We start from the raw sequence: 25,403 nt of genomic DNA on the forward strand, positions 1-25,403 counted from the left end.
ATTCGATGACTCACTTGGTGCCACGCACGCTGCTGATCTCAGCCCTGGCGCTGGCCATCAGCGCCTGCGCGGTCGGCCCGGACTACCAGGCGCCGCAGGATGCCACCGTGGTGTCGGCGCAAGCGGCCCAGGGCCGTTACGACACCGCCCGCTTCGAAGCGCAGTGGTGGCAACAGTTCGACGACCCGACCCTGAATCAACTGGTCGATCAGTCGCTGCAGAACAACCGCGAGCTGCGCGTGGCCTACGCCCGGCTGCGCGCTGCCCGGTCGATTCGCGACGACGTCGCCAACGACCGTCTGCCCACCGTGACCAGCCGGGCCAGCAGCGAAATCGGCAAGGCCCAGCAGCCCGGCGTGACCGAGCAGCGGGTCAATGCCGAGCGTTATGACCTGGGCCTGGACATGGCCTGGGAGCTCGATCTGTTCGGTCGCATCCAGCGGCAGCTGGAAGCCAGCGAGGCGCAGATCGAAGTGGCCCAGGCCGACTATCAGCAGCTGCAGGTCAGCCTGATCGCCGAGCTGGTCGATGCCTACGGCACCTTGCGTGGAGCGCAGTTGCGCGAGGGCATCGCCCGTTCCGATCTGCAGAACCAGCAGTCGTCTCGGGACATCATCGAGCGTCGTCGCGAAGTCGGTATGGGCAGCGAGCTGGACGTGCTGCGCTCCGACGCCCGCCTGGCGGCCACCGAAGCGACGCTGCCGCAACTGCAGGCGCAGCAGGTGCGGGCGCGCAACCGCATTGCCACCCTGCTCGGCCAGCGTCCGGAGCAACTCCGCGTGGACTTGGCGCCGCGCCCGCTGCCGGCCATTGCCAAGGCACTGCCGATCGGTGACCCGGGCGAGCTGCTGCGTCGCCGGCCGGACGTGCGCGCCGCCGAACGCGAGCTGGCGGCGGCTACCGCCCAGGTCGGCGTGGCCACGGCGGATCTGTTCCCGCGGGTCAGCCTGTCCGGCTTCCTCGGCTTTACCGCCGGCCGCGGCTCGCAGCTCGGCTCCTCGGCAGCGCGCGCCTGGGGCGTGGCGCCAACCATCAGCTGGGCCGCGTTCGACCTTGGCAGCGTCAGGGCCCGCCTGCGCGGCGCCGAAGCGGATGCCGACGGCGCCCTGGCGAGTTACGAGCAGCAGGTGCTGCTGGCCCTGGAGGAATCGGAGAACGCCTTTAGCGACTACGGCAAACGCCAGCAGCGTCTGCTGTCACTGGTGCGCCAGTCCGAGGCCAGCCGCGCCGCCGCAGCCCAGGCCGCCCTGCAGTACCGCGAAGGCAGCGCTGATTTCCTCGTGCTGCTCGACGCCGAACGCGAACGCCTGGCCGCCGAAGACAGCCAGGCCCAGGCCGAGGTCGAGCTGTATCAGGGCATCGTCGCCATCTACAAGGCCCTGGGTGGCGGTTGGCAGCCGGCCTCCTGAACTACTTTTCCCTCCCGGCCGCTTTGTCGGCCCTTGTTGCCCCACGCAGACGCCACTCTGCGTGGGGATTTTTTCTACTCAGGGTCCGAGTCGACCGCTGCCCATGTGGGAGCGCGCGGGGACGCCCAGTCCATGCGCGCGAGATCACGGGCATGGCCCGTTCCCACAGAAAATATCCCATCGTCATTGAGCGCGATCGTATCCAGGCCCGCAAAAATGATGGATTCCATCGGATTCCTCGATTGCCCGGCACGCTGCCTTCCGGTACAAACGGCACCTTGCCACCGTAGGCCTTCGCTCCTGGAGAATTGCATGTCCCGCCCCGCCCCGCTGTTGCTGCTGATCGCCCTGGCCAGCGTCCTGATGCTCGCCGGTGCCCTGATTGCCCAGCATGTATTCGGTTGGGAGCCCTGCACCCTGTGCGTGCAGATCCGCCTGTGGCTATGCCTGACCGCCGTCATCGCCCTGCTGCTGAGCGCCGCCTCGGCAGCCCGCCAGACCTGGCTGTCGGTACTGCTGTGGCCCCTGCTGCTCGCTGCCAGCGGCATGGCGCTGATCGACAATGCCCACGTCACGCTGATCGAACTGGGTATCATGGAAAGCAGCAGTTGCTCGCCCTTCCCGTTCTACTACCAGCAGCTGCCTCTGCACGAATACTGGCCTGGCGTGTTCATGAGCGGCGGCGTATGCGGCATGAACGACTACAAGATTCTCGGTGTGCCGTTCACCGCCTGGACACTGGCGAGCATCGCCGCGCTGTTCGTGCTGGTACTCGTCACCCTGTGGCGCAGCATCCGCGGCACGCGCTGAGCCCTTATGCGCAAGGTACTGGTGCTCGGCTACGTGTGGCCGGAGCCGCGTTCGTCTGCCGCTGGCAGCCGCATGCTGGAACTGCTCGGGGTGTTTCGCAGCCAGGGCTGGCAGGTCACCTTCGCCAGCGCTGCGGCATTGTCCACCCATCGTGCCGACCTGGCCACGCTTGCGATCGAGGAAGTCGCCGTCGCCCTGAACTGCGACAGCTTCGATCGCTATGTCGCGAGCTTGCAACCGGATCTGGTGCTGTTCGACCGTTTCTTCACCGAGGAACAGTTCGGCTGGCGGGTGGAACGGGCCTGGCCAACGGCGCTGCGGGTGCTCGACACCAGTGACCTGCATTGTCTGCGCGACGCCCGCCACGCTTTGCTAAAGGCCAGCCAGCAGGCCTGCGACAACGAAACCCAGCGGCATCAGGTCGGGCCCGTACAGGCATCCCCGCAGCAGCTGTACGCGGCCATGGCGACCGGCGACATGGCCCAGCGCGAAGTGGCGTCGATCTACCGCTGCGACCTGACGCTGATGATCTCCGCGTTCGAGATGCACCTGCTGCAGGAACAGTTCGGCGTGCCGGCGAGCCTCTTGCACGACTGCGCGCTGATGCTGATCCCGCCTGTGCTGGCCGACCTGCCCTTCGCCGAGCGTGCGCATTTCCTGAGCATCGGCAATTTCCGCCATGCGCCCAATTGGGACGCCGTGTTGTGGCTCAAGCACGCCTTATGGCCGCTGATTCGCGCACGCTTGCCCCAGGCGCAGCTGCACGTCTACGGCGCCTACCCGCCCCCCAAGGCCACGGCGCTGCACAACCCCAGGCAGGGCTTTCACGTGTTGGGCTGGGTCGACGACGCGCATCGGGTGATGGCCCAGGCCCGGGTCTGCCTGGCGCCCCTGCGTTTCGGTGCGGGCATCAAGGGCAAGCTGGCCGATGCCATGGCCTGCGGCACGCCCAGCGTGACCACCCGTATCGGCAGTGAAGGCATGCACGGCGAGCTGCCCTGGCCGGGGCACGTGAGCGACGACGCCTTGGCCTTTGCCGAGGCGGCCGTGCAGCTTCATGAAGACCCGGCGACGTGGTCGCAAGCGCGTAGCCACATCGCGCCGCTGCTGCAGCAGCGCTTCGATCGCCCGCGGCTCGGCGCCGAACTGCTCACCAGGCTGGAGCAGGTACTGGATACGCGCGAGCAGCATCGCCAACTGAACTTCGTCGGCGCCATGCTGCGTCACCACCAGCACAAGAGCACCCAGTACATGTCCCAGTGGATCGCCGCCAAGAACGCACGCGGCGGCTGACCTGACGCAAGCTGGCATTTTGCCGCAGCCAGGGTCTGTTGCCGTTTCAACGCGAGCCGCGTTGCCGCGTAAAACTCGCCAAGCTAGGCGGAGGACGCAGGGAATGGCGCTCCCTTTTCAAGTCCTCCAACAACGCATGGCGAGATTTCTCGCGCAACCCGAAGGGCCGGGTCCGTTTTGCCGCGATGCTGCGTTTCTTGCCGGCTCATTTAGCTAGCTAAACTTCGCGGCTCGTGCCTTACCTCGCGGCAAAACGGGCTCCGGCGCGGCCGTGCGTGAAACGGCAACAGACCCTAAGACGGCTGTCACATATATGGCGCCAGCAATGCAGTAGACTTCGCCTACAATCCTAAGCGGTACCCACGGGCGCTACTGCCAACCGGCGTCCGACCGTAAAAACAGTCGACAAGAATAAGGTCATCCACATGCTGAAAAAGATCGCTGTCGCGGCCGTCTGCGCCCTGACGCTCACCTCCTACGCCGCCGTCGCCCAGGAAAGCACGCTGGTGATCAAGCTTTCCCATGTGGTGGCGGACGACACGCCCAAGGGCCAGGGCGCCCTGATGTTCCAGCGCCTGGTCGATCAGCGTCTGGAAGGCAAGGTGCGGGTCGAGGTCTACCCCAATTCGTCGCTGTATGGCGATGCCAACGAGCTCGAGGCCCTGCGCAACAACGAGGTGCAGATGCTCGCGCCGTCGCTGGCCAAGTTCGACCAGTACACCAAGCAATTGCAGGTGTTCGACCTGCCGTTCATGTTCGATGACCTGGAGGCCGTCAATCGCTTCCAGAAGCGCGCCAAAGGGCGTCAGCTGCTGCGCTCGATGGAAGATCAGAACATCGTCGGCCTGGCCTATTGGCACAACGGCATGAAGCAGATGTCGGCGACCAAGGCCCTGCGCCTGCCAGGGGACGCTGCCGGCCTGAACTTCCGTATCCAGAATTCCAAGGTGCTCGACGCCCAGTTCGCCCAGTTGGGTGCGACTGCGGTGAAGATGCCCTTCGCCGAGGTCTACAAGGGCCTGCAGAGCGGTCAGGTACAGGGCGCTGAAAACCCCTGGTCGAACATCTACAGCCAGCGCCTGCACGAGGTGCAGCCGTTCATCACCGAAACCAACCACGGCGTGCTCGACTACATGCTGATCAGCAACGCGCGCTTCTGGTACGCCATTCCTCACCAGATCCGCACCGAGCTGGAAGCGATCATCGACGAGGTCACCTATGCGGTGAACCGCCAGGCCGAAGAAGCCAACCAGGCCGATCGCCGCCGCATCGAAGCCTCCGGCAAGAGCCAGATCATCAGCCTCACCCCGGAACAGCGCCAGGCCTGGCGCGACGCGATGCAGCCGGTATGGCAGCAGTTCGAAGCCGAGATCGGCAGCGACGTGATCAAGGCCGCTCAGGTAGTGAACCGCAAGCGCCACGATTGATCGTTCCACAAACGAAAGAGGCCCGCGTTATGCGGGCCTCTTCGTTTTTGCTCCCAGGCTCAGGCGTGCTGCGCCCCTTCGAACCAGGCCAGCTTCTCGCGTAGCAGCACCACTTCCCCGACGATCACCAGGGTTGGCGCATGCACTTCATGCCGCGCCACCAGATCCGGCAGGTTGGCCAGGGTGCCGGTGAATACCCGCTGATTCTCCGTGGTGCCCTGCTGGATCAACGCCGCTGGCGTGCTGGCAGCGCGGCCGTGGGCGACCAGTTGCTGGCAGATGGTCGGCAGGCCGACCAGGCCCATGTAGAACACCAGGGTCTGGCTGGAGGCCACCAGCTCCTGCCAAGGCAGATCGGCGCTGCCGTCCTTCAGGTGGCCGGTGACGAAACGTACCGACTGGGCATGATCGCGATGCGTCAGCGGAATGCCGGCGTAGGCCGAACAGCCGCTGGCCGCGGTGATGCCTGGCACCACCTGAAACGGAATGCCGTGGGCCGCCAGTTGCTCGATCTCCTCGCCGCCACGGCCGAAGATGAACGGGTCGCCGCCCTTGAGGCGCAAAACGCGCTTGCCGGCCTTGGCCAGGTCGATCAGGCGCTGGTTGATCTGCTCCTGGGGCACGGCGTGATCGGCGCGGCGCTTGCCCACGTAGATGCGTTCGGCGTCACGGCGGCACAGCTCGACGATGGCCGGGGCGACCAGGCGGTCGTAGAGCACCACGTCGGCCTGCTGCATCAGGCGCAGCGCGCGGAAGGTCAGCAGATCGGGATCGCCGGGGCCGGCGCCGACCAGGTACACCTCGCCCAGCGCCTGGGGCGCCGCGCCGTTGATCTTGTCTTCGAGCAGGCGGCGAGCTTCACCGAGCTTGCCGGCGAATGCGCTCTCGGCCACCGGGCCCTGGAATACGTCTTCCCAGAAGACGCGGCGCTGCTGTACGTCCGGGAACAGGTTCTTGACCTGGGCACGGAAGATCTTCGCCAAGCCGGCCAACTGGCCATAGGTGGCCGGGATCCAGGTTTCGATCTTGGCGCGAATCAGGCGAGCCAGCACCGGGGCATCGCCACCGCTGCTGACCGCGACGATCAGCGGCGAGCGGTCGACGATGGCCGGGAAGATCACGCTGCACAGCGCCGGCGCATCGACCACGTTGACGGGAATGCCGAGGGCCTGGGCCTGCTCGGAGATCTGCGCATTGAGGGGCACGTCGTCGGTCGCCGCGATGACCAGCGACACGCCCTGCAGGTCGCCTGCCTCGTAGCCACGCAGCAGCAACTCCCCTGCCCCTTGCTCGACGAGGTCACGCAATTCGCTGACCACGTCGGGCGACACCACCCGCAGCGTGCCGCCGGCATCGGCCAGCAGCCGCGCCTTGCGCAAGGCGATTTCGCCACCGCCTACCACCAGCACGCGGCGGTTCTGCAATTTGTGGAACAGGGGAAGGAAGTCCATAGCGAGTCCCGCTTCAGTCGCTCACGGCAGCGACATTGAAAATGGCGACCCCGAGACGAAGCTCGGGGCCTGATTGGTAAGGTGGTCCGGGGGCGCGTAGCGACGTTCTATTGGCCCACCGGTGCAACGGCCGGGCGCTCAGTCGAGCGCCCAAGCCTTCTCGCAGACCCGCTTCAGATGACCTCGATGCCACCCATGTACGGCTTCAGCACGTCCGGTACGCGGATGGTGCCGTCGGCCTGCTGGTAGTTCTCCAGCACGGCCACCAGGGTGCGGCCCACTGCCAGGCCGGAGCCGTTGAGGGTGTGCAGCAGCTCGGGCTTGCCGGTTTCCGGGTTGCGATAACGGGCCTGCATGCGGCGTGCCTGGAAGTCGCCACAGTTTGAGCACGAGGAGATCTCGCGGTACTTGTCCTGGCTTGGTACCCAGACTTCCAGGTCGTAGGTCTTGGTGGCGCTGAAGCCCATGTCGCCGGTGCACAGCGCGAGGACGCGGTACGGCAGTTCGAGCAATTGCAGCACTTTCTCGGCGTGGCCGGTCAGCTCTTCCAGGGCGTCGAAAGACTTGCCCGGCTCGACCACGTGAACCATCTCGACCTTGTCGAACTGGTGCTGGCGAATCATCCCACGGGTGTCACGCCCCGATGCACCGGCCTCGCTGCGGAAGCACGGCGTGTGGGCGACGAACTTCAACGGCAGTTGCTTGGCCTCGACGATCTCGCCGGCAACGATGTTGGTCAGCGACACCTCGGCGGTCGGGATCAGGTAGAAGTCGGCTTCGCCTTCGCGGCTGATCTTGAACAGGTCTTCCTCGAACTTCGGCAACTGGCCGGTGCCCTGCAGCGCAGGCGCCTGCACCAGGTACGGCGTGTAGGCTTCTTCGTAACCGTGCTCGGCGGTGTGCAGGTTGATCATGAACTGCGCCAGGGCGCGGTGCAGGCGGGCGATCGGGCCACGCAGCAGGGCGAAGCGCGCGCCGGACAGCTTGGCGGCGGTTTCGAAATCCAGCCAGCCGTGCTGCTCGCCAAGGCTGACGTGATCCTGCACGGCGAAATCGAAGGCACGCGGCGTACCCCAGCGACGCACCTCGACGTTGTCGTCTTCATCGGCGCCCACCGGCACCGACTCATGCGGCAGGTTGGGGATGCTCAGCAACAGGTTATCCAGCTCGACCTGGATGGCGTCCAGTTCGCGCTTGCCCTCTTCCAGCTCGTTGCCCATGCGGTCGACATCGGCCAGCAGCGGCGCGATGTCTTCACCGCGCTGCTTGGCCTGGCCGATGGACTTGGATCGACTGTTGCGCTCGGCCTGCAGTTGCTCGGTGCGGGTCTGAACGGACTTGCGCTGCGCCTCGAGGGCTTCGACGCGGGTCACGTCCAGTTCATAGCCACGGGTGGCCAGACGCTGGGCAATTTCGTGCAGTTGGCTGCGCACCAGTTTGGAATCGAGCATTTCAGGTTCTCGTCGATCAGAGTTTGGTTAGCGAAAGGCCTGCCCAGGTGGCGAGCAGGCCGCCCAGGACACTCACTGCCACATAGGCCAGGGCCAGTGGCGCCTGGCTGCCTTCCAGCAGGCGCAGGGTGTCCAGGGAAAACGAAGAAAATGTGGTGAAACCGCCCAGCACGCCGACGATCAGCCCTGCCCGAACGGGCAGCGGCACCTCGGGGCGCATCAGGAACAGGCCGTAGAGTACCCCGATCAGCAGGCAGCCGACGAGGTTGACGATCAAGGTGGCGCCATAAAAATGCTGTGGCCAGTTGGCGTTGACCCAGTTGCCAGTGAAAAACCGCGCAAGGGTGCCCAGGGCGCCGCCGACGGCAACCGCGACGATGGTCGTGATCATGGCTTTCTCCGCTGCCGGGGGCTGTTGGCATCCTGGTTGGCCAGATGGGCCAGCTTGTCGCGAATTTTCAATTCCAGACCACGCGGCACCGGTTCGTAATAGCGCCGCGGTTCGAGGTCTTCCGGGAAGTAGTCTTCGCCTGCCGCATAGGCATCAGGCTCGTCGTGGGCGTAGCGGTATTCGTCGCCGTAGCCGAGCTCCTTCATCAGCTTGGTCGGTGCGTTGCGCAGGTGCAGCGGCACTTCCCGGGAGCCATTTTCGGCGATATCGCGCTTGGCGGCCTTGAAGGCCATGTATACGGCGTTGCTCTTCGGCGCACAGGCCAGGTAGACGATGGCCTGTGCCACGGCCAGCTCGCCCTCGGGGCTGCCCAGGCGTTCCTGCACGTCCCAGGCGTTCAGGCACAGGGTCAGGGCGCGCGGGTCGGCGTTGCCGATATCCTCGCTGGCCATGCGCACCACACGGCGGGCGATGTACAACGGATCGCAGCCACCGTCGAGCATGCGTGCGAACCAGTACAGCGCACCGTCCGGGCTGGATCCGCGAATCGATTTGTGCAGCGCGGAGATCTGGTCGTAGAACGCCTCACCGCCCTTGTCGAAACGCCTACGCGTGTCGCCAAGCAGGTCGAGCAGCAGCTCGGTGCTGATCTCGCCGCCGTCATCGGCCAGGTCCGCCGCGTTCTCGAGGAAATTGAGAAACCGCCGGCCGTCACCGTCCGCGGCGCTCTTCAGAATCTCGAAGCTTTCTTCCGGCAGCGTCAGGTGTCGCTCGCCAAGCCCTTTGGGCTCGTTCAGGGCGCGGTTTACCAGCTTGCGCAGCGCAGCGTCGTCGAGGCTCTTGAGCACATAGACGCGGGCGCGGGACAGCAAGGCGTTGTTGAGTTCGAAGGACGGGTTTTCGGTGGTCGCACCGATGAAGATCAGCGTGCCGTCTTCGACATAGGGCAGAAAGGCGTCCTGCTGGGACTTGTTGAAACGATGCACTTCGTCGACGAACAGGATGGTGCGCCGGCCATACTGGGCCGCATGCTGCTGGGCGACCTCAACGGCCTGGCGGATTTCCTTGACCCCGGACAGCACCGCGGAAATGGTCTCGAAATGCGCGTCGGTAACCTGGGCCAGGAGACGCGCCAGGGTTGTCTTGCCGACCCCGGGCGGGCCCCAGAAGATCATCGAATGCAGGGCGCCCTGCTCCAAGGCTTCGCGCAGCGGTTTGCCGCGGGCCAGCAAGTGCTCCTGACCGACGTATTCGTCCAGCGTGGTCGCCCGCAAACGGGCGGCCAGAGGCTGGGCGACGGGCGCGCTGCGAAACAAATCCACGACGACCTACTCTTGGATGACGTCCGCACCCTCAGGGATTTCGAAGCTGAACTGCTTGTCATCCAGAGGCTGGTTCATCTTCACGCTCATGAACAGGATGTTGGTGCGCTGGCCGATGCTGTCGATCAGTTGCATGTCGTTGAGCACGCCGTTGCGGAAGGACAGGCGCAGGCTGTCGAACAGGGTGTCCTTGGACTTCGGCTTGAGGATGAAGTCCACCACATTGCCACCTTCCTTGAAGGTGATCTCGAAGTTCTCGCGAATCTGCGACACGTCGCCGGACAGCAGCAGCGCCGGCGTGTGGGTCAGACGCTGGTCGAGGGACTGAATGGTGACCTGCTCCAGGTCCGGGTCATACAGCCAGACCTGCTTGCCGTCGGAAACCAGCAGCTGCTCCATCGGCTCGTCGGTGTGCCAGCGGAACAGGCCCGGGCGCTTGAGTGCCAGCTCGCCAGCGGTTTCCTGCAGCTGGGTGCCGCTGCCATCGAGCGACAGCTGGGAAAAGCGTGCGGTGATGGTCTGCGCCTGGTTGAGCAGCTCGGTCAGGCGTTTGACCGCCGCCTCGTCGTCAGCGTGGGCGAACAGGCTGGCCGTGGTGAGAACGGCGAGCAGCATCAGGCGAATCAGGCGCATGTGAATCCTCTGTCGGAGTTAATCGCGGCTCGAACCAGGTGCGATGACCTCGCGCGAGCCGTTGGTGTTCATCGGGGTGACGACGCCGGCCATTTCCATGGCTTCGATCATGCGAGCAGCGCGGTTGTAGCCGATCTTCAGCTTGCGCTGCACCGAAGAGATCGAGGCGCGACGGCTCTCCAGTACGAAGTTGACCGCTTCGTCGTACAAAGGATCACTCTCGCTGTCTTCACCGCCCTCGCCGCCGCTGCCGCCGTCGAAGCCACCGCCGCCTTCTTCGGCGCCGGCGAGGATGTCTTCGTTGTAATCCGGTGCGCCGCGCAGTTTCCACGCTTCCACCACGCGGTGCACTTCGTCATCGGATACGAAGGCGCCGTGCACGCGGATCGGCAGGCTGGTGCCCGGCGGCATATAGAGCATGTCGCCATGGCCGAGCAGCTGTTCGGCGCCGCCCTGGTCGATGATGGTGCGCGAGTCGATCTTGCTCGATACCTGGAACGCCATACGGGTCGGGATGTTGGCCTTGATCAGACCGGTGATCACGTCCACCGAGGGGCGCTGGGTGGCGAGAATCAGGTGGATACCAGCCGCACGCGCTTTCTGGGCGATACGGGCGATCAGTTCTTCGACCTTCTTGCCGACGATCATCATCATGTCGGCGAATTCGTCGACCACGACCACGATGGTTGGCAGCGGCTTGAGCAGCGGTGCTTCGTCTTCCATGCTCTCGCGGCGATACAGCGGGTCGGCCAGCGGTTCGCCGGCTTCGATGGCGTCCTTGACCTTGCGGTTGAAGCCCGCCAGGTTGCGCACGCCCATCTTCGACATCAGCTTGTAGCGGCGCTCCATCTCGGCAACGCTCCAACGCAGGGCGTTGGCCGCCTCCTTCATATCGGTAACCACCGGGCACAGCAGGTGCGGAATGCCTTCGTAGATCGACAGTTCGAGCATCTTCGGGTCGATCATGATCAGCCGCGCGTCTTCCGGGCTCGACTTGAACAGGATCGACAGGATCATCGCGTTGACGCCCACCGACTTACCAGAACCGGTGGTACCGGCCACCAGCAGGTGCGGCATCTTCGCCAGGTCGGTGATCACTGGCTTGCCGCCGATGTCGTGCCCCAGGGCCAGGGCCACCGGCGACTTGGCGTCGTCGTATTCCGGGGTGGACAGCACTTCGGAGAAGCGCACGATCTGGCGGTTCTCGTTGGGAATCTCGATACCCACGGTGGTCTTGCCGGGAATCACTTCCACGACGCGCACGCTGGTCACCGCCAGCGAGCGCGCCAGATCCTTGGCCAGGTTGGCGATGCGGCTGACCTTGACGCCGGCCGCCGGCTGGATTTCGTAGCGGGTGATCACCGGGCCCGGATGGATCGAATCCACCGTGACTTCGACGCCGAACTCCTTGAGCTTGATTTCCAGCAGGTGGCCGACGCCAGCCAGGGATTCGGGCGAGTACTCGACCTTCTTGGCCTCGGCCGGGTCGAGCAGGGAAATGGGCGGCAAGGTGCCTTCCACGGCGCTGTCGACGAACAGCGGCACCTGCTTTTCCTTCTGCACGCGCTTGCTCGGCTCTGGCGCTCTGGGCGCTATCGGTGCGGAAATGACTGGCGCCGGGCGGCTTTCGCGCTCGGTCATGTGCTTGTTGAGCGACTCTTCACGCTCGATCAGGCGTTCCTTGACCTTGGCCTGCTCGCGGCGGTCCTTGACCACCGGGGCGGCGACGTCATGCACGCGCTCATCCACTTCGCGCAACTGGGCGACCAGCTGTTTGCGATCCTGGCGCGAGCTCCACCAGCGGTTGACCACGCTCTGCACCAGTTCCAGCAGGTCGAGGGTGATCTTGCCGGTCAGGTCCATGACCTTGAACCAGGACAGGTCGGTGAACACGGTCAGGCCGAACAGGAACAGGGCAATGAACAGCAGCGTGCTGCCCTGCACGTTGAGCGCGGCGACGGTCAGTTGCCCGAGGCTCTCGCCCAGTGCGCCGCCGGCGGAAGCCGGCATGTTGGCGCCGCTCTGGAAGTGAATGTAGGCCAGCGCCGCCCCGGAGAGCACCAGGAACACCAGGCCGATCAGCCGCCAGGAGAACAGCCAGCCGCTCCAGTGCCACGGCTCGTGGCGTGCGCGAAACACCTGCAGGGCCTTGATGCCCAGCAGCAGCGGAAACAGATAGGCGAAATAGCCCAAGGCCATGAACAGCACATCGGCGAACCAGGCGCCGGCTCGCCCCGCGGCGTTGTGCACCTGCTCGACGTTGCTGGTGTGCGTCCAGCCCGGATCGGCCGGGTCGTAGGTGAGCAACGCCATCCACACGTAGAGACACAGCGCACCGAGAGCGATCAGGGCGCCCTCTTTGAGGCGATATGGCAATTGCTGACGCCAGGCCGGCGCCGGTGCTGTAGAGCTAGAGTTCTTCAAAACGCATCTGTTCCTGCGCTGCTTAGCGCGCCGAATGATCGGTGGAGGACGAAACGCCGCCATTGTACGGCATGCCGCCGGTGCATTGGGGAACCGATCGCCCGGCTGGCTCCCGCTCGTCCCGTGCTTCGGTGTAGCATAGCGGCCACTATTCGTCCGTGCGGCTCAATTTGAGCATGCATTCTCTTTTGTGACAAAGGCTTATGAGGTGTTTTTATGAGCGAAGTCAAGCATTCCCGCCTGATTATCCTGGGCTCCGGGCCGGCCGGTTACAGCGCCGCCGTATACGCCGCTCGTGCCAATCTGAAGCCTGTCATCATCACCGGTATTCAGCCTGGCGGTCAGCTGACCACCACCACCGAGGTCGACAACTGGCCGGGTGACGTGGAAGGGCTGACGGGACCGGGGCTGATGGAGCGCATGCAGAAACACGCGGAGCGCTTCGAAACCGAGATCATCTACGACCACATCCACACCGCCGAGTTGCAGAGCCGTCCGTTCACCCTCAAGGGTGACAGCGGCACCTACACTTGCGATGCGCTGATCATCGCCACCGGCGCTTCGGCGCAGTACCTGGGCCTGCCCTCCGAAGAAGCGTTCGCCGGCAAGGGCGTTTCCGCCTGCGCGACCTGCGACGGTTTCTTCTACCGCAACCAGGTGGTCGCGGTCATCGGCGGCGGCAACACCGCCGTGGAAGAAGCGCTGTACCTGTCCAACATCGCCAAGGAAGTGCACCTGGTGCATCGCCGCGACAAGCTGCGCTCGGAGAAGATCCTGCAGGACAAGATCTTCGACAAGGCGGCCAACGGCAATATCAAGCTGCACTGGAACCACACCCTGGAAGAAGTGCTGGGCGACGCCACTGGCGTGACCGGCGCGCGCCTGCGCAGCACCCAGGACGGCACCACCAGCGACCTGCCATTGGCCGGCGTGTTCATCGCCATCGGTCACAAGCCGAACACCGACCTGTTCCAAGGCCAACTGGAAATGCGTGACGGCTACCTGCTGGTCAAGGGCGGCAGCGAAGGCAACGCCACGGCCACCAGCATCGAGGGCGTGTTCGCCGCCGGTGACGTGGCCGATCACGTCTATCGCCAGGCCATCACCTCGGCCGGTGCGGGCTGCATGGCCGCCCTGGATGTCGAGAAGTTCCTCGACGACAACTGAGGCTCCGGGCGGGGTGACTCCCGCCCTCCCCCGCTGCGGTCTCGCCAATGCTTACCTGGTTGCAACGCGACTCCCTGACCTTTCCGCCGCTCGACAAGGCGCTGCACGAACCCAATGGCCTGCTGGCCGCTGGCGGCGACCTGCGCGCCGAGCGGCTGATCGCCGCCTATCGGCACGGCTGCTTTCCCTGGTACCAGGATGGGCAGCCGCTGCTGTGGTGGTCGCCCGACCCGCGTACCGTGCTGTTTCCCAGCGAATTGCATGTGTCGCGCAGCCTGCGCAAAGTCATCCGCCAAGGTTATTTTCAGGTGACCTTCGACCAGGCGTTCACTGATGTCATACGCGCCTGCGCGGCGCCTCGCGACTACGCGGATGGCACCTGGATCACCACGCCCATGCAACAGGCCTATATCGACCTGCACGAGCGCGGCGTCGCGCATAGCGTCGAGGTGTGGCAGGACCAGCAACTGGTCGGCGGGCTTTACGGTCTGGCCATGGGCAGGCTGTTCTTCGGTGAGTCGATGTTCAGCCGGGCCGACAATGCCTCAAAGGTCGGTTTCACCAGCCTGGTCGAGCAACTCCAGGCCTGGCAGTTCGAACTGATCGACTGCCAGATGCCGACCCAGCACCTGCACAGCCTCGGCGCCCGCGCGATCAGCCGCCAGGCGTTCGCCGGCTATCTGGAGCGTTTTCTGGATCAGCCCAGCCTGGCCGACTGGCACGGCGCTGGCGACCGGTGACGAGCGCCGTTCTGGCTCGCAGCCCGGCACTGGCATACACTGATTCCAGGCCATTCCCGGGAGTCGATCATGACTGAGCTGGCTCGCCTGAAGTTCTACGCCACGCAACCCCATCCCTGCAGCTACCTGCTCGAGGAACAGGCCACCACGCTGTTTCTCGACCCCAGCCAGCCGATGGACGCGGACATGTATGCCGAGCTCTCCGAGCTGGGCTTCCGGCGTAGCGGCGATCACCTCTATCGCCCGCATTGTCAGCGCTGCACGGCCTGCGTGCCGGCGCGGATTCCGGCTGCCCGCTTTGCCCCCAATCGGCAGCAGCGGCGTATCCTCAAACGTAATGAGTCGCTTGAGGTTCGTGCGGTAAGGCCTTGTTTCAACGAAGAATATTATCAGCTCTACGCGCGCTACATCGAGCAGCGTCATGCCGACGGCGACATGTATCCGCCCAGCCGTGAGCAGTTCTCCACGTTTCTGGTGCGCGACCTTTCTTTCTCCTGCTTCTTCGAATTTCGCGAACAGGGCCGGCTGCTCGCCATCGCCGTGACCGACGTATTGCCCAATGGCCTGTCGGCGGTCTACACCTTCTACGATCCGGACGAAGAGCGCCGCAGCCTGGGTCGCTACGCCATTCTCTGGCAAATCGGCGAAGCGCTGCGCCTGAATCTGCAGGCCGTATATCTTGGCTACTGGATCAAGAACTGCAGGAAGATGAACTACAAGACCCAGTACCGCCCCATCGAGCTATTCGTCAATCAGCGCTGGGTCGCTCTGACCTGAAATCGACGATTTTCCTGGCCTTTCGCTGCTGAAACAGAGGCAGCCCCTTGGCGTCAACCCTTGTTTTCAGGCACAATGCTTGCCGCTTTTGCCTGGGGCCAGTTGCGCCGGGCCATTCTCTGGATACCGAGGGCTTTACTGCATGTCGAAAGAAGACAGCTTCGAAATGGAAGGCACTGTCGTCGACACCCTGCCCAACACCATGTTTCGCGTGGAGTTGGAAAACGGGCACGTCGTTACCGCGCACATCTCCGGAAAGATGCGCAAGAATTACATCCGCATTCTGACTGGTGACAAGGTTCGCGTAGAGCTGACCCCGTACGACCTGAGCAAAGGTCGCATCACCTATCGCGCTCGCTAACAGGGCAAGAGCACGATTCACTGCTCTGCTCCAGTGACCAATAAAAAGCCCGGCATCTCTGCCGGGCTTTTTATTGGTCGCTTGCCTGGAAAGACGGGGCGCGATGAGCGCCCCGCCAACCCTCAGGCCATTTCCGCAGTGGTCTCGAAATCGAACGTCAGCTCGCCGTTTTCGAGATTCACGTGCACCGTACCGCCATGCTCGGAAAGCTCCCCGAAGAGAATCTCCTCGGCCAGGGGACGCTTGATGCGGTCCTGGATCAGGCGAGCCATGGGCCGGGCGCCCATCTGCACGTCGTAACCCTGCTCGGCCAGCCAGTCGCGCGCCGCATCGCTGACTTCGAGCATGACGCGCTTGTCCTCGAGCTGCGCCTGCAGCTCGATGAGGAACTTGTCGACGATGCTCTTGATCGTTTCGTGACTGAGACGGCCGAACTGGATGATGGTATCCAGACGGTTGCGGAACTCCGGCGTAAAGCTCTTCTTGATCACTTCCATGGCGTCGGACGAGTGATCCTGATAGCTGAAGCCGATCGACGCCCGCGATGCGGTTTCCGCACCGGCGTTGGTGGTCATGATCAGGATCACGTTGCGGAAGTCCGCCTTGCGCCCGTTGTTATCGGTCAGCGTGCCGTGATCCATGACCTGCAGCAGCAGATTGAAGACTTCCGGGTGCGCTTTCTCGATTTCATCGAGCAGCAGTACGCAATGGGGCTGCTTGGTGATCGCTTCGGTCAGCAGGCCGCCCTGATCGAAACCGACGTAGCCGGGTGGCGCCCCGATCAGGCGCGACACGGTGTGCCGCTCCATGTACTCGGACATGTCGAAACGCACCAGTTCCACGCCCAGCGCCTTGGACAGCTGGCGAGCCGCCTCGGTCTTGCCGACGCCGGTGGGGCCGGCAAACAGGAACGAGCCGACCGGCTTGTCCGGCGCCTTGAGGCCAGCACGCGACAGCTTGATGGCGGTGGCCAGCGAATCGATGGCGGCGTCCTGGCCGAACACGGTCAGCTTGAGGTCGCGCTCCAGGTTGCGCAGCAGTTCCTTGTCGGAGCTGCTGACATGTTTCGGCGGAATGCGCGCGATCTTGGCCACGATGTCCTCGACCTGCGGCACGTCGATGCGCTTGACGCGCTTCTCCTGCGGCTGCAGGCGCTGGAACGCACCCGCCTCGTCGATCACGTCGATGGCCTTGTCGGGCATGTGACGATCATTGATGTAGCGCGAGGCCAGCTCCGCGGCTGCGCGCAGGGCCTCATCACTGTACTCGATGTCGTGGTGCTGCTCGAAGCGCCCCTTGAGGCCCTTGAGGATGCCAATGGTGTCTTCCACCGAAGGCTCCACCACGTCGACCTTCTGGAAACGCCGCGCCAAGGCGCGATCCTTCTCGAAGATGCCACGAAATTCCTGGAAGGTCGTCGAGCCGATGCAGCGGATCTCGCCCGACGACAGGGCCGGCTTGAGCAGGTTCGAGGCATCCATCACGCCGCCCGAGGCAGCCCCGGCACCGATGATGGTGTGAATCTCGTCGATGAACAGGATGGCTTGTGGGCGCTTGCGCAGCTCGGTGAGCAGTGCCTTGAGGCGCTTCTCGAAATCCCCGCGGTACTTGGTACCGGCCAGGAGTGCGCCGAGATCCAGAGAGTAGACGACGCTGTCAGCCAGCAGGTCGGGCACCTGATTGTCGACGATGCGCTTGGCCAGGCCTTCGGCGATGGCAGTTTTGCCGACGCCAGCCTCGCCGACCAGCAGCGGATTGTTCTTGCGGCGGCGGGCGAGGATCTGCGCAACGCGCTCGACCTCGTGCTCGCGGCCGACCAGCGGGTCGATGCGGCCCTGGCGCGCCAGCTCGTTGAGGTTGCTGGCGTAGGCGTCCAGCGGATTGCTCGAGGAAGAGGACTCGCCACCCTCTTCGTCCTGCATTTCCGGGTCGGCTTCGGGTGACGCGCCCTGCCCGGGCACCTTGGAGATGCCATGGGCGATGAAATTGACCACGTCGATACGGGCCACGCTCTGCTGCTTGAGCAGGAACACGGCCTGGCTTTCCTGCTCGCTGAAGATCGCGACCAGCACGTTGGCGCCGGTGACCTCGCGCTTGCCGGAACTCTGCACGTGGAATACCGCGCGCTGCAGCACGCGCTGGAAGCCCAGGGTCGGCTGAGTTTCGCGCTCTTCGTCGTGCTGGGGGATCAGCGGCGTGGTGGAGTCGATGAATTCCTGCAGGTCACTGCGCAGCTTGTCCAGACTGGCACCGCAGGCACGCAGCACACTGGCTGCAGCTTCGTTGTCCAGAAGAGCCAGCAGGAGGTGCTCCACGGTCATGAATTCATGACGTTTCGCGCGGGCCTCCTTGAAGGCCAGGTTGAGGGTGACTTCGAGCTCTCGATTTAACATAGCTTCACCTCATGCCAAGCGGCCGGCGTTAACCGTCCTTCTCGATTTCACAGAGTAATGGGTGCTGGCTTTCACGCGCGTACTGGTTGACCTGCGTGGCCTTGGTCTCGGCGATGTCGCGGGTGTAGAGCCCGCAAACGGCGCGACCTTCGGTATGCACGGTCAACATGATCCTGGTTGCCACCTCGCGATTGAGGTTGAAGAAGGTCTCGAGTATCTCGACCACGAAATCCATGGGGGTGTAGTCATCATTGAACAAGACCACCTTGTAGAGCGGAGGCGCCTGCAATGCCGGCTTGGACTCCTCGACGGCCAGGCCTGATGAGTCGTCCTCATGCGGTGCGGGTCGGTCCTGATTGAATGTTAGTCGAATCTGGCTACTTGCATGCATGCTGGATAAAAGGTTCGTGGGGTGAATGGAGCGGGCCGCAAAAAATCAGACCCGTTTATCGTCGTTTCGTGCGATGCCTTGACTATCGGCAAAAGGGTGTTACAACCAAAGGATACCCCTACGGGGCGAAAGGGCTTGCGTTCGCTGGGCGATCCCCGTGAACGCTGGATCTAATGTGGATGATACTCCAGCAGTGGGGTTCCTTGCAGAGGGATATCAGCATGCTAAGTGGTAAGGTCAAGTGGTTCAACAACGCCAAGGGCTATGGGTTCATCCTGGCCGATGGCCGAGATGAGGACCTGTTCGCCCATTACTCGGCCATTCAGATGGATGGGTACAAAACGCTGAAGGCCGGCCAGGCCGTCAGCTTCGATATCATTCAAGGCCCCAAGGGTCTCCATGCCGTTAACATCAGCGCCGCCCAGGCCGTGCAGGACACGCCTGCCCCAGCTGTCAGCAAGGCGCACGCGAGCGCGGTCGGAGCCTGACCTTTCACTCCACGAACGACCGGCCCCAGTGGCCGGTTTTTTTATGGCCGCGGCCGGTGCTACCTGCCGCGGGCGAGGTTCTGCAACCGATGCATTCCGACGAACGCATATCTTCGCTACCGGTGCGAGCAACTTGGCACGTCGGTTTGATATACTCGGGCGCTGACTGAGTAGTCATAAGGGCGCCTTCGCCTGGAGTACGGCTTCCAGCACTCGTCGCGCCGGCCCTGTCAGGCGGTCCGTTACCGTCATCAGGCAGCTGCGACACCCAACATCATCGGGATGGAACTTCGAATTCACCTCATTGATGCCGCGCTGTGGCCAGAAGCCACCTCACCCGGATCAGTGCCGTGCAAGTTCAGTAAAGAGAGAGTTAAATCAAATATGACCACACGCTCGAAGATCATTTACACCCTCACCGACGAAGCCCCAGCGCTCGCGACCTACTCCCTGCTCCCCATCGTCAAAGCCTTTACCGCCTCCTCCGATATCGCCGTCGAGACCCGCGACATTTCGCTGGCCGGCCGTATCCTGGCGCTGTTCCCCGAGTTCCTGACCGACGCTCAGAAACAGGGCGATCACCTCGCCGAGCTGGGCGCCCTGGCCACCACGCCAGAAGCCAACATCATCAAACTGCCGAACATCAGCGCCTCCGTACCGCAGCTCAAGGCCGCCATCAAGGAATTGCAGAGCCAGGGTTACGCCCTGCCCGACTACCCGGACGCCGACGACAGCGAGCAGGCACGCGACATCCGCAGCCGCTACGACAAGGTCAAGGGCAGCGCCGTGAACCCGGTTCTGCGTGAAGGCAACTCCGACCGCCGCGCACCGCTGTCGGTCAAAAACTATGCTCGCAAGCACCCGCACAAGATGGGCGCCTGGGCTGCCGACTCCAAATCCCATGTCGCGCACATGGAAAACGGCGATTTCTACGGGAGCGAGAAAGCTGCCCTGATCGACGCCAAAGGCAGCGTGAAGATCGAACTGGTCGGCGCTGACGGCACCACCACCGTGCTGAAAGAAAAAACCAGCGTGCTGGCTGACGAAGTCCTGGATTGCTCGGTGCTGAGCAAGAAGGCCCTGCGCAGCTTCATCGCCGCCCAGATCGAAGACGCCAAGAAGCAAGGCGTGCTGTTCTCGGTGCACCTGAAGGCCACCATGATGAAGGTCTCCGACCCGATCATCTTTGGCCAGATCGTTGCCGAGTTCTACAAGTCGGCCCTGGAAAAGCACGCTGCTGCCCTGCAGGAAGCCGGCTTCAACCTGAACAACGGCATCGGCGACCTGTACGCCAGCATCAAGAAGCTGCCAGCCGACAAGCAGGCCGAAATCGAAGCCGACATCAACGCCGTCTACGCCGATCGTCCGGCACTGGCGATGGTCAACTCCGACAAGGGCATCACCAACCTGCACGTGCCGAGCGACGTGATCGTCGACGCCTCGATGCCGGCGATGATTCGCGATTCGGGCCGCATGTGGAACACCGCGGGTGAGCTGCAAGATGCCAAGGCCGTGATCCCGGATCGCTGCTATGCCGGTATCTACCAGGCCGTGATCGAAGACTGCAAGGCCAATGGCGCCTTCAACCCGACCACCATGGGCAGCGTGCCGAACGTTGGCCTGATGGCGCAGAAAGCCGAAGAGTACGGCTCCCACGACAAGACCTTCCAGATCCAGGCCGCCGGCGTGGTTCGCGTCAGCGATGCCAACGGCAAGGTACTGATGGAGCAGAAGGTCGAGGAAGGCGACATCTTCCGCATGTGCCAGACCAAGGACGCGCCGATCCAGGACTGGGTCAAGCTGGCGGTCAATCGCGCCCGCCTGAGCAACACCCCAGCGGTGTTCTGGCTGGACCCGGCCCGCGCCCACGACGCCGAAATGATCAAGAAGGTCGAGAAATACCTGAAGGATCACGACACCAGCGACCTGGACATCCGCATCCTCGCGCCGGTCGAAGCCATCAAGTTCTCCCTGGCGCGCATCCGCGAAGGCAAGGACACCATCTCGGTGACCGGCAACGTGCTGCGCGACTACCTGACCGACCTGTTCCCGATCATGGAGCTGGGTACCAGTGCCAAGATGCTGTCGATCGTGCCACTGATGAATGGCGGCGGCCTGTTCGAAACCGGCGCTGGCGGTTCGGCGCCCAAGCACGTGCAACAGCTCGTCGAAGAGAACTTCCTGCGCTGGGATTCGCTGGGTGAGTTCCTTGCTCTGGCCGCTTCCCTGGAGCACCTGGGCAACACCTACGACAACCCGAAAGCACTGGTGCTGAGCAAGACTCTGGACCAGGCCACCGGCCAGTTCCTCGACAACGACAAGTCGCCGGCGCGCAAGGTTGGCGGTATCGACAACCGTGGCAGCCATTTCTACCTGGCGCTGTACTGGGCACAAGCTCTGGCAGCCCAGAGCGAAGACGCCGCCCTGCAGGCGCAGTTCGCACCACTGGCCAAGACCCTGACCGACAGCGAAGCCAAGATCGTTGCCGAGCTCGGCGCGGTACAGGGCAAACCGGCTGACATCGGTGGCTACTACGCACCGGACAAGGCACTGACCGAAAAAGTCATGCGCCCGAGCGCGACCCTCAACGCTGCCCTGGCCTCCCTGGCTTGAGCAACGCGCTGATCTAGCGACACCGACAACCCCGGCCTCGTGCCGGGGTTGTCGTTTTCAGTATTCGAAAAGGAGTCAGCATGACCTGGCACGCACATGTCACCGTCGCCACCATCGTCGAACACGAGGGGCGTTTTCTGTTCGTCGAGGAGCTCAAGGGGGGACGCCTGGTGCTCAATCAGCCCGCCGGCCACCTGGAGCCGAAGGAGAGCCTGCAGCAGGCAGCCGTGCGCGAAACGCTCGAGGAGACCGGCTGCGACGTCGAGTTGACGGGCGTTACCGGCATCTATCTGTACACCGCGCCGAGCAACGGCGTGACCTATCAACGCATCTGCTTCGTCGCCAACCTGGTAAAGCACCATGCCGAGCGTGCGCTGGACAGCGACATCAGTGGCATCCGCTGGCTCACGTACGACGAACTGCTGGCCGAGCGCGGCCGCCTGCGCAGCGAGCTGGTGCTGCGCTGCCTGGATGACTACCTGGCGGGCGCCCGCTTCCCGCTCAGCCTCATCCACGACCCCATGTGAACGCCGCCCGTGCGCGGCAGACTGAAACACGTCGCGCATCCTGTTAGAATCTCGCCCCTTTGAAGCCCGTATCGATCCCGACCATGCAAGATTCAGCCACCCAGCGCGTCATCGTCGGCATGTCCGGCGGTGTCGACTCCTCCGTCTCGGCCCTGCTCCTGCTCGAAGCGGGCTATCAGGTCGAAGGCCTGTTCATGAAGAACTGGGACGAAGACGACGGCACCGAGTACTGCACCGCCATGGACGACCTGGCGGACGCCCAGGCCGTGTGCGACCGCATCGGCATCAAGCTGCACACCGCCAACTTCGCCGCCGAGTACTGGGACAACGTGTTCGAGCACTTCCTGGCCGAGTACAAGGCCGGGCGCACGCCTAACCCGGACATCCTCTGCAACCGTGAAATCAAGTTCAAGGCGTTTCTCGACTACGCCCTGATGCTCGGGGCCGACCTGATCGCCACCGGCCATTACGTGCGCCGCCGCGATATCGACGGGCGCAGCGAACTGCTCAAGGGCCTGGATCCGAACAAGGACCAGAGTTACTTCCTGCACGCCGTTGGCGGCGAGCAGATCGCCAAGACCCTGTTCCCGGTCGGCGAGCTGGAGAAGCCCGAAGTGCGGGCGATCGCCGAGAAGTATGAGCTGGCCACCGCCAAGAAGAAGGATTCCACCGGTATCTGCTTCATTGGCGAGCGCCGTTTCAGCGACTTCCTCAAGCAGTACCTGCCGGCGCAGCCAGGCAACATCGAAACCACCGAGGGTGAGGTGATCGGCAAACATCACGGCCTGATGTACCACACCATCGGCCAGCGCCAGGGCCTGGGTATCGGCGGCCTCAAGGATGCCGGCGACGAGCCCTGGTACGTGCTGCACAAGGACCTGACCCGCAACGTGCTGATCGTCGGCCAGGGCAACGAACATCCCTGGCTGTTTTCCCGCGCCCTGCATGCCTCGCAGATCTACTGGGTCAACCCCGTGGCGCTCGATGCCCCTCGGCGCCTGACCGCCAAGGTGCGTTACCGCCAGGCTGACCAGGCCTGCACCCTGGAGCGCACCGCCGATGGCTACCGCGCTACGTTCGAGCAACCCCAGCGTGCGGTCACGCCGGGGCAGTCCGTGGTGTTCTATGACGGTGACGTCTGCCTCGGCGGCGGCGTGATCGAGAGCGCCGAACCCTGGAGCGAGGGCGCACCGCGATGAATCCCATTCAAGAGCAGCTGATCGCCCTGGGCGCGGTGTTTCAGGCCGCGGTGATGGTCGACAAGATCGCCAAGACCGGCCAGGCCGCCGAAAGCGAAGTGACCTGCCTGATCAACAGCCTGCTGGTGCGCGATGCCAACGGCACGCTGGACGTGTACGGCGGTGATGACCTGAATTTGCGCGACGGTTACCGCGCCCTGGTCAGCGCCCTGGAACGTGACCCCACCAGCCTGCAACGCGAGCCGCTGCGCTACGCCCTCGCCCTGCTCGGCCTGGAGCGACAGCTCGACAAGCGCGGCGACCTGCTGCAACTGATGGGCAATCGCCTGGACCAGATCCAGAGCCAGGCCGACCATTTCGGCATTGGCCACGAGAACGTCATTTCTTCCTGTGGCGCGCTGTATCAGGACACCATCAGCACCTTCAAGCAGCGCATTCAGGTGCAGGGCGACAGCCGCTTCCTGCAACAACCGGCCAATGCCTCGAAGATTCGTGGCCTGCTGCTCGCCGGGATTCGCTCGGCGCGCCTGTGGCGCCAACTGGGCGGGCATCGCTGGCAGCTGGTGTTCAGCCGCCGCAAATTGCTGCGAGAACTCTACCCGATGCTGCGCGGCTGATCCGCCGCGCCCCCATGCATTTCATCCGTCGATTCACCGGGCGACAGCGCTGATAGCCGCCCGGATTCGTGTATGATATGCGCCCTTTTCAACGCCCGACTGTCCGAGAACGCCTCCCATGCAGCTTTCCTCGCTCACCGCGGTTTCGCCCGTAGACGGCCGCTATGCCGGCAAAACCAGCGCCCTGCGCCCCATTTTCAGCGAGTACGGCCTGATCCGTTTCCGCGTCCAGGTGGAAGTCCGCTGGCTGCAGCGCCTCGCCGCCCATGAGGGCGTCAGCGAAGTCGCGCCCTTCTCCGCCGAAGCCAACGCCCTGCTCAACGAGCTGGCGGAAAACTTCGCCGTCGAGCACGCCGAGCGGGTCAAGGAAATCGAGCGCACCACCAACCACGACGTCAAAGCCGTGGAATACCTGCTCAAGGAGCAGGCTGCCAAGCTGCCGGAGCTGGACAAGGTCAGCGAGTTCATTCACTTCGCCTGCACCAGCGAGGACATCAACAACCTGTCCCATGCCCTGATGCTGCGCGAAGGCCGTGACGACGTGCTGCTGCCGCTGATGCGCCAGATCGCCGCCGCCATCCGCGAGCTGGCGGTCAAGTTCGCCGACGTGCCGATGCTGTCGCGCACCCATGGCCAACCGGCATCGCCGACCACCCTGGGCAAGGAGCTGGCCAACGTCGTCTACCGCCTCGAGCGGCAGATCACCCAGATCGCCGCCGTCCCGCTGCTGGGCAAGATCAACGGCGCTGTGGGCAACTACAACGCCCACCTGTCGGCCTATCCGCAGGTCGACTGGGAAGCCAATGCCCGTCAGTTCATCGAAGGTGACCTGGGCCTGCAGTGGAACCCCTACACCACGCAGATCGAGCCCCACGACTACATCGCCGAACTGTTCGACGCCATCGCGCGCTTCAACACCATCCTCATCGACTTCGATCGCGATATCTGGGGCTACATTTCCCTCGGCTATTTCAAGCAAAAGACCGTCGCTGGCGAGATCGGCTCGTCGACCATGCCGCACAAGGTCAACCCGATCGACTTCGAGAACTCCGAAGGCAACCTCGGTATCGCCAATGCGCTGTTCCAGCACCTGGCCAGCAAGCTGCCGATCTCGCGCTGGCAGCGTGACCTGACCGACTCCACCGTACTGCGCAACCTCGGTGTCGGCTTCGCCCACAGCGTGATCGCCTACGAAGCAAGTCTCAAGGGAATCAGCAAGTTGGAGCTCAATACTCAACGTATTGCTGAAGACCTGAATGCCTGTTGGGAAGTGCTCGCCGAGCCGATCCAGACCGTCATGCGTCGTTACGCCATCGAGAACCCTTACGAGAAGCTCAAGGAGCTGACGCGCGGCAAGGGCATCACGCCCGAGGCGCTGCTGGCCTTCATCGACGCGCTGGACATGCCCGCTCCTGCCAAGGAAGAGCTCAAGCAGCTCACCCCGGCCAACTACATCGGCAATGCCGTGGCTCAGGCCAAGCGCATCTGACCGACGGGCACGCCCGAGAACGCCCGGCTG

22 protein-coding genes are annotated in these 25,403 nt (G+C 63.8%); 14 read left to right on the plus strand and 8 right to left on the minus strand.

What is annotated here, in order from left to right:
• Window positions 1–5 precede the first annotated feature (5 nt).
• From BVH01_RS10595 to BVH01_RS10610, 4 genes are all read left to right on the plus strand, one after another.
• A complete protein-coding gene (locus BVH01_RS10595) occupies window positions 6–1,409 on the plus strand; it encodes an efflux transporter outer membrane subunit (protein ID WP_371915600.1) in 1,404 nt (467 codons plus the stop codon).
• A gap of 312 nt (window positions 1,410–1,721) precedes the next feature.
• Window positions 1,722–2,219 (plus strand): disulfide bond formation protein B, encoded by a 498-nt coding sequence (locus BVH01_RS10600; RefSeq protein WP_075930284.1) that lies wholly within the window; start codon window positions 1,722–1,724, stop codon window positions 2,217–2,219.
• A 6-nt stretch (window positions 2,220–2,225) separates the two neighbouring features.
• Window positions 2,226–3,512, plus strand: a complete 1,287-nt coding sequence (locus tag BVH01_RS10605) for a glycosyltransferase family 4 protein (protein WP_075930285.1) — start codon at window positions 2,226–2,228, stop codon at window positions 3,510–3,512.
• A 425-nt stretch (window positions 3,513–3,937) separates the two neighbouring features.
• Entirely contained in the window at window positions 3,938–4,939 is a 1,002-nt protein-coding gene (locus BVH01_RS10610; protein ID WP_075930286.1) for a TRAP transporter substrate-binding protein, read from the plus strand.
• 59 nt (window positions 4,940–4,998) lie between these two features.
• Here the strand turns inward: BVH01_RS10610 and cysG are convergent, their stop codons facing one another.
• The 6 genes from cysG to ftsK all read right to left on the minus strand — a co-directional run bounded on the left by cysG (window position 4,999) and on the right by ftsK (window position 12,611).
• Window positions 4,999–6,390: a siroheme synthase CysG gene (cysG, locus tag BVH01_RS10615; protein ID WP_075930287.1), complete on the minus strand. Its 1,392-nt coding sequence runs from the start codon at window positions 6,388–6,390 to the stop codon at window positions 4,999–5,001.
• Window positions 6,391–6,563: 173 nt separating this feature from the next.
• A complete protein-coding gene (serS, locus tag BVH01_RS10620; RefSeq protein WP_075930288.1) occupies window positions 6,564–7,841 on the minus strand; it encodes a serine--tRNA ligase in 1,278 nt (425 codons plus the stop codon).
• A 16-nt stretch (window positions 7,842–7,857) separates the two neighbouring features.
• Window positions 7,858–8,232, minus strand: a complete 375-nt coding sequence (crcB, locus tag BVH01_RS10625; RefSeq protein ID WP_075930289.1) for a fluoride efflux transporter CrcB — start codon at window positions 8,230–8,232, stop codon at window positions 7,858–7,860.
• Entirely contained in the window at window positions 8,229–9,554 is a 1,326-nt protein-coding gene (locus tag BVH01_RS10630; RefSeq protein ID WP_075930290.1) for a replication-associated recombination protein A, read from the minus strand. The genes crcB and BVH01_RS10630 overlap by 4 nt, the downstream gene beginning before the upstream one ends.
• Before the next feature lie 6 nt (window positions 9,555–9,560).
• Window positions 9,561–10,187 carry an outer membrane lipoprotein chaperone LolA gene (gene lolA, locus BVH01_RS10635; RefSeq protein WP_075930291.1) on the minus strand — a complete coding sequence of 209 codons (627 nt, stop codon included), beginning with the start codon at window positions 10,185–10,187 and terminating at the stop codon, window positions 9,561–9,563.
• An 18-nt stretch (window positions 10,188–10,205) separates the two neighbouring features.
• The gene (gene ftsK / locus BVH01_RS10640; RefSeq protein ID WP_075930292.1) at window positions 10,206–12,611 is read right to left on the minus strand and encodes a DNA translocase FtsK; all 2,406 of its coding nucleotides are present in this window, start codon (window positions 12,609–12,611) and stop codon (window positions 10,206–10,208) included.
• Window positions 12,612–12,827: 216 nt separating this feature from the next.
• Between ftsK and trxB the strand changes: the two genes are divergently transcribed.
• From trxB to infA, 4 genes are all read left to right on the plus strand, one after another.
• A complete protein-coding gene (gene trxB, locus BVH01_RS10645) occupies window positions 12,828–13,778 on the plus strand; it encodes a thioredoxin-disulfide reductase (protein WP_027910772.1) in 951 nt (316 codons plus the stop codon).
• Window positions 13,779–13,825: 47 nt separating this feature from the next.
• Window positions 13,826–14,518 (plus strand): leucyl/phenylalanyl-tRNA--protein transferase, encoded by a 693-nt coding sequence (gene aat / locus BVH01_RS10650; protein WP_075930293.1) that lies wholly within the window; start codon window positions 13,826–13,828, stop codon window positions 14,516–14,518.
• Between the two features lie 69 nt (window positions 14,519–14,587).
• Entirely contained in the window at window positions 14,588–15,295 is a 708-nt protein-coding gene (locus BVH01_RS10655) for an arginyltransferase (RefSeq protein ID WP_075930294.1), read from the plus strand.
• A 142-nt stretch (window positions 15,296–15,437) separates the two neighbouring features.
• Window positions 15,438–15,656, plus strand: coding sequence for a translation initiation factor IF-1 (gene infA, locus BVH01_RS10660; RefSeq protein ID WP_002553999.1), 219 nt, complete (start codon window positions 15,438–15,440; stop codon window positions 15,654–15,656).
• A 122-nt stretch (window positions 15,657–15,778) separates the two neighbouring features.
• Here infA and clpA read toward each other — a convergent pair whose 3' ends face one another.
• A complete protein-coding gene (gene clpA, locus BVH01_RS10665) occupies window positions 15,779–18,049 on the minus strand; it encodes an ATP-dependent Clp protease ATP-binding subunit ClpA (RefSeq protein WP_075930295.1) in 2,271 nt (756 codons plus the stop codon).
• Window positions 18,050–18,077: 28 nt separating this feature from the next.
• A complete protein-coding gene (clpS, locus tag BVH01_RS10670; protein WP_075930296.1) occupies window positions 18,078–18,440 on the minus strand; it encodes an ATP-dependent Clp protease adapter ClpS in 363 nt (120 codons plus the stop codon).
• Window positions 18,441–18,661: 221 nt separating this feature from the next.
• Here clpS and cspD point away from each other — a divergent pair, with 221 nt between their 5' ends.
• The 6 genes from cspD (at window position 18,662) to purB (ending at window position 25,373) form a co-directional block, all read left to right on the plus strand.
• Window positions 18,662–18,928, plus strand: coding sequence for a cold shock domain-containing protein CspD (cspD, locus tag BVH01_RS10675; protein WP_075931007.1), 267 nt, complete (start codon window positions 18,662–18,664; stop codon window positions 18,926–18,928).
• 384 nt (window positions 18,929–19,312) lie between these two features.
• Window positions 19,313–21,541 carry an NADP-dependent isocitrate dehydrogenase gene (locus tag BVH01_RS10680; RefSeq protein ID WP_075930297.1) on the plus strand — a complete coding sequence of 743 codons (2,229 nt, stop codon included), beginning with the start codon at window positions 19,313–19,315 and terminating at the stop codon, window positions 21,539–21,541.
• 80 nt (window positions 21,542–21,621) lie between these two features.
• Window positions 21,622–22,068 (plus strand): NUDIX hydrolase, encoded by a 447-nt coding sequence (locus tag BVH01_RS10685; protein WP_075930298.1) that lies wholly within the window; start codon window positions 21,622–21,624, stop codon window positions 22,066–22,068.
• A gap of 83 nt (window positions 22,069–22,151) precedes the next feature.
• A complete protein-coding gene (mnmA, locus tag BVH01_RS10690) occupies window positions 22,152–23,267 on the plus strand; it encodes a tRNA 2-thiouridine(34) synthase MnmA (RefSeq protein ID WP_075930299.1) in 1,116 nt (371 codons plus the stop codon).
• Window positions 23,264–23,884, plus strand: a complete 621-nt coding sequence (gene hflD, locus BVH01_RS10695) for a high frequency lysogenization protein HflD (RefSeq protein WP_075930300.1) — start codon at window positions 23,264–23,266, stop codon at window positions 23,882–23,884. Before mnmA ends, hflD begins: the two co-directional genes overlap by 4 nt.
• Before the next feature lie 118 nt (window positions 23,885–24,002).
• The gene (gene purB, locus BVH01_RS10700) at window positions 24,003–25,373 is read left to right on the plus strand and encodes an adenylosuccinate lyase (RefSeq protein ID WP_075930301.1); all 1,371 of its coding nucleotides are present in this window, start codon (window positions 24,003–24,005) and stop codon (window positions 25,371–25,373) included.
• Window positions 25,374–25,403 lie beyond the last annotated feature (30 nt).

Origin of the sequence: Pseudomonas sp. PA1(2017), assembly GCF_001945375.1 — a bacterium.
Classification (GTDB): Bacteria; Pseudomonadota; Gammaproteobacteria; order Pseudomonadales; family Pseudomonadaceae; genus Aquipseudomonas.

Coding starts and splice junctions, on each gene's coding strand:
- hflD (WP_075930300.1), top strand. CDS start 23,264: ATGAATCCCATTCAAGAGCAGCTGATCGCCCTGGGCGCGGTGTTTCAG.
- BVH01_RS10595 (WP_371915600.1), top strand. CDS start 6: ATGACTCACTTGGTGCCACGCACGCTGCTGATCTCAGCCCTGGCGCTG.
- purB (WP_075930301.1), top strand. CDS start 24,003: ATGCAGCTTTCCTCGCTCACCGCGGTTTCGCCCGTAGACGGCCGCTAT.
- mnmA (WP_075930299.1), top strand. CDS start 22,152: ATGCAAGATTCAGCCACCCAGCGCGTCATCGTCGGCATGTCCGGCGGT.
- aat (WP_075930293.1), top strand. CDS start 13,826: ATGCTTACCTGGTTGCAACGCGACTCCCTGACCTTTCCGCCGCTCGAC.
- BVH01_RS10685 (WP_075930298.1), top strand. CDS start 21,622: ATGACCTGGCACGCACATGTCACCGTCGCCACCATCGTCGAACACGAG.
- trxB (WP_027910772.1), top strand. CDS start 12,828: ATGAGCGAAGTCAAGCATTCCCGCCTGATTATCCTGGGCTCCGGGCCG.
- clpA (WP_075930295.1), bottom strand. CDS start 18,049: ATGTTAAATCGAGAGCTCGAAGTCACCCTCAACCTGGCCTTCAAGGAG.
- infA (WP_002553999.1), top strand. CDS start 15,438: ATGTCGAAAGAAGACAGCTTCGAAATGGAAGGCACTGTCGTCGACACC.
- BVH01_RS10605 (WP_075930285.1), top strand. CDS start 2,226: ATGCGCAAGGTACTGGTGCTCGGCTACGTGTGGCCGGAGCCGCGTTCG.
- crcB (WP_075930289.1), bottom strand. CDS start 8,232: ATGATCACGACCATCGTCGCGGTTGCCGTCGGCGGCGCCCTGGGCACC.
- lolA (WP_075930291.1), bottom strand. CDS start 10,187: ATGCGCCTGATTCGCCTGATGCTGCTCGCCGTTCTCACCACGGCCAGC.
- BVH01_RS10655 (WP_075930294.1), top strand. CDS start 14,588: ATGACTGAGCTGGCTCGCCTGAAGTTCTACGCCACGCAACCCCATCCC.
- serS (WP_075930288.1), bottom strand. CDS start 7,841: ATGCTCGATTCCAAACTGGTGCGCAGCCAACTGCACGAAATTGCCCAG.
- clpS (WP_075930296.1), bottom strand. CDS start 18,440: ATGCATGCAAGTAGCCAGATTCGACTAACATTCAATCAGGACCGACCC.
- BVH01_RS10680 (WP_075930297.1), top strand. CDS start 19,313: ATGACCACACGCTCGAAGATCATTTACACCCTCACCGACGAAGCCCCA.
- cspD (WP_075931007.1), top strand. CDS start 18,662: ATGCTAAGTGGTAAGGTCAAGTGGTTCAACAACGCCAAGGGCTATGGG.
- cysG (WP_075930287.1), bottom strand. CDS start 6,390: ATGGACTTCCTTCCCCTGTTCCACAAATTGCAGAACCGCCGCGTGCTG.
- BVH01_RS10610 (WP_075930286.1), top strand. CDS start 3,938: ATGCTGAAAAAGATCGCTGTCGCGGCCGTCTGCGCCCTGACGCTCACC.
- BVH01_RS10600 (WP_075930284.1), top strand. CDS start 1,722: ATGTCCCGCCCCGCCCCGCTGTTGCTGCTGATCGCCCTGGCCAGCGTC.